We start from the raw sequence: 7282 nt of genomic DNA, 5'->3' as shown, positions 1-7282 counted from the left end.
GATTTTTGCGTGCATGCACGCTGCGACTTTTGCTTGCGCAAAACTCGTTCTTTTTTACTGTTCGCTAATGCGAACGCCCTTGTCCTTCCGGACAAGGGATTTTTGCGTGCATGCACGCTGCGACTTTTGCTTGCGCAAAACTCGTTCTTTTTACTGTTCGCTAATGCGAACGCCCTTGTCCTCCCGGACAAGGGATTGGAAGGGCGGCGGAGCCGTTTGCGGTTGGCTACAACCGCAAATGTAGCGCATCTAGCGCGGAACCCTGGAAAGCCCGGTTTTTTCGTTTTGCAAAAACGAAAAAATGGCCCCAAATTACTAAAAAATTTTCATTTTTGTGCAGTTGAATATTTATTTACGTTTTTTTTACTGATAGAATATTTTTGTCACAAATACATACTTTTTAAGATGTGTTTTTTCGGGAGATTGTTTACGCTTTTTTTTTGGAGGATTTATGAATAACGAAAAAGCTATCAAGGCTTTGGAACAGGTTAAAACCTATGTTTCTGCAAATTCGCTCGACGAACTCGACTACGCTATCGAAGTTCTGAAAAAATTGGAAAAAGAAGGCGTTAAAGATCCGCTCAACACTGATTTTTCTGCTATTAAAAAGTAATTTAGGAGATTTTGCTTAAAATGAATATGATTGGAACTTTTTGGTCGCTTGTACCACCGGTTGTTGCTATTGCGCTAGCATTGATTACTAAAGAAGTTTATTCTTCGCTTTTTATTGGTATTGTAATCGGCGCGGTTTTTTATTCTGTGAGCGTTGGCTCGGGTTTTGCGGGATTTATTTCGCATCTTTTAAATCATACTGTTGGTGAAGGCGACGATTCTGTCACTTACGGTTTGATTTCGTGTATTTCTGACAGTTACAATGTCGGAATTATCACTTTTCTTGTAATTCTCGGAACTATGGTTGCCCTTATGAACAAGGCTGGCGGTTCTGCAGCTTTTGGCAATTGGGCAAAAAAACACATTAAAACAAAACTTGGCGCTCAGGTTGCTACTATCTGTCTCGGAATTTTGATTTTTATCGATGACTATTTTAACTGTCTGACTGTTGGTTCTGTTATGAAGCCTGTAACTGACAAATACGGTGTAAGCAAAGAAAAACTTTCTTACCTTATCGACTCTACTGCGGCTCCTATTTGTATTATTGCGCCGATTTCTTCCTGGGCGGCTGCGGTTTCCGGCTTTGTAACTGAAGGCGAAAACGGTCTTACTCTTTTCTGTAAGGCAATTCCTTTTAACTTTTATGCTCTTTTTACAATCGTAATGCTTTTTTCCCTCGTTTTTATGCGTTTTGAATACGGCGAAATGTCTAAGTATGAAAAAGCAAAAGAATTTATGAAAAAAGACAACGAAGACATTTCGGTATCTGAAGAATCATCATCTACTGGCAATAAAAAGAAGGGAACTGTTGCTGATCTGGTTGTTCCAATCGCTATTCTTATTGTTTTCTGCGTTATCGGCATGATTTATTCCGGCGGATTTTTTAGTGAAGGAGACACTCGCCTTAACTTTGTCGATGCCTTTGCAAATTCTGACGCCTCTGTAGGCCTTGTAATCGGTTCTTTGTTTGGACTTATCATTTCTCTCGTCTGGTATCTTGGACGCAAAGTTATTTCGTTTAAGGCGGCAATGCTGTGTTTGACGGACGGTTTTAAGGCTATGGTTCCTGCCATTCTAATTCTCTGTCTTGCCTGGACTCTAAAATCTATGACTGACAGTCTTGGCGCAAAAGACTTTGTTGCAGGCCTTGTTTCTGGAAGCGCTGACAAACTTCAAATGCTTCTTCCAGCGATTATTTTTGCAATCGCCTGTTTCCTTGCTTTTGCAACTGGTACTTCTTGGGGAACTTTTGGTATTTTGATTCCTATCTGTATTGCAGCCTTCCCAGAAGGTTCTTTGAGAATTATTTCGATTTCTGCCTGCATGGCCGGCGCTGTATGTGGCGACCACGTTTCTCCAATTTCTGACACGACGATTATGGCAAGCGCTGGCGCTCAGTGCGACCACGTAAACCACGTTGCAACCCAGATTCCTTATGCCATGACGGTTGCGATTGTTTCGTTCTTTACTTTTATCGTAGCAGGTTTTACTTCAAAACTTAACATTGCCCTCTGCTCTGCAATTTCGCTCTGCTTTGGTCTTGTGCTTTTGTTTGCAACTTTGATTTTTATTAAAAAACGGACAGAAAAAGCCCTGTCTGTTCAGCAGCAGGCTTAAAACTGTAATATGCTTCGCTTTTTGCCCGCAATGACGATTAGACCTTGTCTGTACAACGTCTTTGCGAGAAACTGCGGAGCATTTTTTGTCACTTGTTTAGTCTTTTATAATTTCTAGATTTTTGTATTGATATTTTGGCAAGAATCTCTTTATTCCGCCGTTTTCAAAATTGACGGTAACTGAGTATTCGCCTTCGGTTGTCGTAAATGCCGAAGTTATAATTCCATAACCATAATCGTCGGTATAGATTTTTGCTCCGCGGTGATATTTTAATTTTATCGGGTCGGTTTCTGTGTCAGGATGGCTTAAGCCCAAATTTCCAAAATCGCCGTTGTGCGAAAAAGAAGCATTTTGTGACGAAGTTTTTTTAAATCCGAACGGAAGATGTCCCAGAATTTTTATATTGTCAGGGTTTATTTCCTGCAAAAACGGACTTGGAGCCATGTATTCGGTGCGACCGTACATAACCCGTCTGGAACAGGCCGTCATATAAAGTTCGTCCTTTGCACGGGTAATGCCAACATAGCAAAGCCTGCGCTCTTCTTCAAGTTCATTTCCGTATTTGTCCTGCCTCGGAAAAATTCCATATTCCATTCCAGTAATTACAACGCGGCTAAATTCCAGACCTTTTGTGTTGTGAAGCGTGATTAAGGTTACGCTGTCTGCCTCTTCTTCGCCGTCTGATTCTTCTATTGTCCTGTCCAATTCAATATGATCCAGAAATTCCAAAAGTCCTTCTCGCGTAGAATCATAAAAAACTGCCGAATTTGAAAGTTCCTGAATATTCGCATCGCGCTGAGTTCCGGCAATTTCGTCTTTTTCTGAATAATACGTCTTTAAGCCTGATTTTTCTGCAATAAAATCTATTAAAACCGAAAGTTTTTCGACTGGATTTACAATTTCTGCATTTTCTGCCAGAATCCGCTCGTTTTCGTCTTTTTGCTTAATATTTTCTTTTATTTTTTCGTAAAAAGCGTCCATCGCCTCGACAAAAGAAGCAATTCCTTCCCTTGCTTTTTTTGAAAAAGATGTGCCGTTTTTGCGGCAAATTTCCACATAGTTTACACTCTGAATCTGTTCCTGTGAAGTCTCTTCTCTCTGGCGGTCTTCTTCTGCCATGACCGAGTTATAAATCTCTTGACGGCAGGCTTCTACAAGTTTATCCTGCGACGTTGCTCCGATTCCTCGCGCAGGTTTATTTATAATTCTTCTGAATGCGATTTCGTCCTTTGGATTTGCAAGCAAGGCAAGATAAGCGAGAATATCTTTTATTTCTTCGCGTTCGTAGAATTTTAGTGAGCCGACAACTCGGTATGGAATTTTTCTCCGCAAAAATTCTGATTCAAATCCCATTGACTGAGCATTTGTGCGGTAAAGAATTGCCCAGTCGCTGTACGGAATTCCTGTTTTGTGTGTCTGCTCGATTAAATCTCCGCAAAACTGACATTCCTCGTTTTGGTCGGGCAAAAAAATCAGTACGGGCTTTTTTCCTTCTCCGCGTTCGGCACGAAGTTCTTTTCCAAGACGAGCCGAATTATTTTTTATAACGTCGTTTGCAACCATCAAAATTTCTGATTTTGAGCGGTAATTGCTTTCCAGACGGATTATCTGAGTTTTCGGAAAATAATTTTTGAATTGAAGAATATTTTTTACTTCAGCTCCACGGAAACGGTAAATCGACTGATCATCATCACCGACAACACAAACATAGGTCTGTTTTCCGGCAAGCACCTGTAAAAGCCGAAACTGCGCCACGTTTGAGTCCTGATATTCGTCAACCATTATTACCCGAAAACGATTTTGGATTTTTGTGCGGACAGCTTCGTTTTTTTCGAGAACAAGCATTGGAAGGAGAATTAAATCTCCAAAATCAACGTTGCCGGTTTCGCGCAGACGGGTTGTATAGTTTGAATAAATTTGCGCAAAATCATCTTCGCTGTCGATTTCTTCGCCGAGTTCTTCCATAAGTTCGGCAATTTCGACCGAATCGTCCGGAGTTAAAGCGTAATCTTTGCAAAGACTGATTAAATGCGCGTAATGATTTGCCTGCTTTCGGGCAAGATTTGGATTTGCCCGGGAAAGAAGAGTTACCATGTCGTCGTCATCGTAGACCGTAAAATTCGGGTCAACTCCAGCCTGCGCTGCAAAAAGACGGAGAAACCAGGCGCCAAAAGAGTGAAATGTCCTGATTTGCGAATAACGCGCCCGGCTGTCGAGGGCAACAGCCCTTTGCTGCATTTCGTTTGCCGCTTTTTTTGTAAAGGTGACTGCAAGAATCTGATACGGATCAACGTTTCGTTCAGAAATGAGATAAGCAATTTTTGTAGTAATTACGCGTGTCTTTCCTGAACCAGCTCCTGCCAGAATTAAGAGTGGAGAACCTTCATGTTCAACGGCCGCCCTTTGTTCTGGATTCAAGACGCTTAAAAACTCATCCATTTTGCCACCTTTGCAGTTTTAACCGTTTATTTCCTGCGCAAATTTCAACTTGCTCTTTTTGATTTTTTCGTTGAGCGGACTGTCGCAAACAAAGTCGCCGTTTAAATCAACAGTGCCGGCGCTGTTTATATGAACGCGCACAAGTCTTCCGGAAAGAACAGCTTTTTGCTCTTCTGGATTTGAACGGTCATAATTGACAACAACCGAACCGTCAACTTCTGGTGCCTGAAACCATGCCCTTCCAATTGCAATTCCTTCTTCAGGAGAATCTTCGTTTTGAGCGAGAACTTCTTCAATCAAAACATCGTAATCTTTGCCACAACGCTCCTTTAAGCGCTGTGTTGTAATTTCTTCCTGAAGCGCAACCAGTTTTTCGGCACGCGCATTTGTTTTTTTTGCAGGAACCTGCTTTTTTAAACTGTAGGCTGGAGTATCATCTTCCCTTGAATACGGAAAACAGCCTGACCAATCTGTAGAAATTTCTTTTAAGAAGTTAAGGGTATTTTCTGCCTGAACATCTGTTTCGCCTGGAAAACCTGCCAAAAAAGTCGTCCGGATTGCCGCATCTGGAAAAAAACTCCTGATTTTTTCGATTGTTTGCACATATTTTTTGTGATTTCCAGTTCTGTGCATTTTGAGAATGATTTCGTCATCTCCGCTCTGAAAAGGAATATCAAAATAAGGCAAAAACCGTTCATCAGATTTTATAACAGGCAAAATGTCCGGATTAAAATGATCTGGATGAATATAAAGCAGACGAAGACGGAAAGTTCCTTCGATTTTTGAAATTTCTTTGAGCAAAGAGCAAAGTCCCGATTCGCCTTTTTTTTCGCAAGCAAGTTCAGCATCGCTTCCAGGAGTTCCAAGAGGAAGATAAGTGCGGCCTGTTCCAAAAACGTTGTCAGAACCACCTGTTCCGTAAGCTGCCAGATCCTGTCCGATCAAGTTGATTTCGTAAACGCCTTTTTCGAGGAGACTTTTAATTTCCTCGATAATTTCTGAGGCAGGACGTGAACGCAATTCTCCGCGAATGATTGGAATTGCGCAAAAAGAACAGCGGTTGTTGCAGCCTTCAGTGATTTTTACAAAGGCGGTTCCAGCAAAAGAAAGAAGAAGGTTTCGATTTGCACCGCAAACTCCTTTTTGAGCGAATTTGTGAACTGGACGCTTATTCTGCATAACCTCTTTAGCAGTAATTACGATTTTTGAAAGATCGCCGTTTCCAAAAAAACCATCGGCTTCCGGCAAATTTTCTTTTAAGTCTTCTGCGTAGCGCTCGGCAAGACAACCTGCCAAAAGAATTTTTGCGTTCGGATAGTTATTTCTTGCATTCAAAACCGCATTCAGACATTCGGTTTTTGCAGATTCAATAAATCCGCACGAATTGATGATTATTAAATCCGCCTCAGAAGGCTCAAAAGTTTGTTCCCACTCTTGAGTTTCTGTCAAATGCGAAATTAAGATTTCTCCATCTACCTGATTTTTTGCACAACCGTGCTGATCAATAAAAAATTTAATCGAGTTCATTTATTACCAGCTTGAATTTTCCATCTGTATCTTTTATCCAGCGAATATCCTGAACAATAACTTCTCCAGCCTTTGTTACTCCAAGGTCGTAAGTTTTTGTAGCAGCAATTATCTGAAGTTTTACAGTATTTCCGTTAGAAATCCACAGGCGTACGCCGTTGCTTGCAGTCATATTTACAGTGTCGCCGTTTGCAAGATAATCTTCAACAGCATCTTTTCTGTCCAGACGATAACGGAACAGACAGCCTGCACGGAAGTCTGCGCGGATCGTGAACGGATAAGCTCTTGTATCTTCGAGAATAACAGTGCGTTTTTGATTTTGCGGAAGCTCTTCAACGCTTGGAATTTCGGAAGTTTTTGTTTCTCCTGCAGCAGCGTTCGAAGCATTTTTTAGGAGAATTCTAACTTCAGCGCCACGGTCATTAGTTCCAGTAGAAACGTCTGAAACATAGACAATCAGTTCTGGCTTTGAGTCGCCGTCAACATCAACTTCGAGCTCTTCTGAAAGTTCAATATGCTGAATTCCAGCAGGAGTTTCCAAGCTCAAATCTCCGACAGTGTTTGCAACAGTCACAACAACATCACCGCTGCGGGTCCCCAAAATCAACTGGTCACCTTTGTAAATTCTTGTTGCAAGAGGCTTTTCCGTAAGTTCGTATTTTTTTGACTGAAAATCGTTCTGCAAAGCAGCGAGCAATGCGTGCTCATCGGCTTTCTTTTTCATAAAAAGAACCGCAAAAGTAACTCCTGTCGCAAAAACAAGAACCGAAATTATTATGATCACAGTAATTAAAACTTTCGGTCGCCTGCGGACAATCAACCCATCTGGAATCGGAGATTCCTGCAAAGTTTTTGCATGATAAAGCTGGAGAAGTTTTTGAGAATCAAGTCCAAGGTATTCAGCATAAATTTTCAAAAAACCGACAAGATATGGTTCGCCAGGAAAAACTACGGCATTTTCTTCTTCAAGAGCCTTTAAATAAGTAGAAGTAATTGAAGTTTCTCTGGAAATCGTTTCAAGTTCCAGTCCTTTTTCTTCCCTTTTGTTTTTTAGAATTGTGCCATAACTTTCCATTTTGTTCTTCCC

Annotated in this window: 6 protein-coding genes; 3 read left to right on the top strand and 3 right to left on the bottom strand. The window is 41.2% G+C overall.

The features are described 5' to 3' along the window. The 3 genes from ACT6XC_RS04060 to ACT6XC_RS04050 form a co-directional block, all read left to right on the top strand. On the top strand, positions 1-459 hold a 459-nt coding region (locus tag ACT6XC_RS04060; RefSeq protein WP_443740884.1), incomplete at its 5' end, for a hypothetical protein. Next, positions 452-613, top strand: a complete 162-nt coding sequence (locus ACT6XC_RS04055; protein ID WP_200806549.1) for a hypothetical protein — start codon at positions 452-454, stop codon at positions 611-613. The genes ACT6XC_RS04060 and ACT6XC_RS04055, both read left to right, overlap by 8 nt. Positions 614-633: 20 nt before the next feature. Beyond that, the gene (locus tag ACT6XC_RS04050) at positions 634-2229 is read left to right on the top strand and encodes a Na+/H+ antiporter NhaC family protein (protein ID WP_443740883.1); all 1596 of its coding nucleotides are present in this window, start codon (positions 634-636) and stop codon (positions 2227-2229) included. A 96-nt stretch (positions 2230-2325) separates the two neighbouring features. On the opposite strand, the gene ACT6XC_RS04045 is transcribed toward ACT6XC_RS04050, so the two are convergent. The 3 genes from ACT6XC_RS04045 to ACT6XC_RS04035 are packed head-to-tail and all read right to left on the bottom strand — an operon-like array spanning position 2326 to position 7270. After that, positions 2326-4668, bottom strand: coding sequence for an ATP-dependent helicase (locus ACT6XC_RS04045; RefSeq protein WP_443740882.1), 2343 nt, complete (start codon positions 4666-4668; stop codon positions 2326-2328). Between the two features lie 18 nt (positions 4669-4686). Continuing rightward, complete coding sequence (rimO, locus tag ACT6XC_RS04040) at positions 4687-6195, bottom strand: 30S ribosomal protein S12 methylthiotransferase RimO (RefSeq protein ID WP_443740881.1); 1509 nt, start codon at positions 6193-6195, stop codon at positions 4687-4689. Further along, the gene (locus ACT6XC_RS04035) at positions 6182-7270 is read right to left on the bottom strand and encodes a helix-turn-helix domain-containing protein (protein ID WP_443737759.1); all 1089 of its coding nucleotides are present in this window, start codon (positions 7268-7270) and stop codon (positions 6182-6184) included. The genes rimO and ACT6XC_RS04035 overlap by 14 nt, the downstream gene beginning before the upstream one ends. Positions 7271-7282 lie beyond the last annotated feature (12 nt).

Origin of the sequence: Treponema berlinense (assembly GCF_052273165.1) — a bacterium.
Lineage (GTDB): Bacteria > Spirochaetota > Spirochaetia > Treponematales > Treponemataceae > Treponema_D > Treponema_D berlinense_A.
Note: the sequence above shows the minus strand (reverse complement) of the source record. Positions and strands in the feature narration are given on the sequence as shown.

Excerpts from the sequence above, each read along its gene's own strand:
- ACT6XC_RS04055 (WP_200806549.1), top strand. The coding sequence starts at position 452 with ATGAATAACGAAAAAGCTATCAAGGCTTTGGAACAGGTTAAAACCTAT.
- ACT6XC_RS04050 (WP_443740883.1), top strand. The coding sequence starts at position 634 with ATGAATATGATTGGAACTTTTTGGTCGCTTGTACCACCGGTTGTTGCT.
- ACT6XC_RS04045 (WP_443740882.1), bottom strand. The coding sequence starts at position 4,668 with ATGGATGAGTTTTTAAGCGTCTTGAATCCAGAACAAAGGGCGGCCGTT.
- rimO (WP_443740881.1), bottom strand. The coding sequence starts at position 6,195 with ATGAACTCGATTAAATTTTTTATTGATCAGCACGGTTGTGCAAAAAAT.
- ACT6XC_RS04035 (WP_443737759.1), bottom strand. The coding sequence starts at position 7,270 with ATGGAAAGTTATGGCACAATTCTAAAAAACAAAAGGGAAGAAAAAGGA.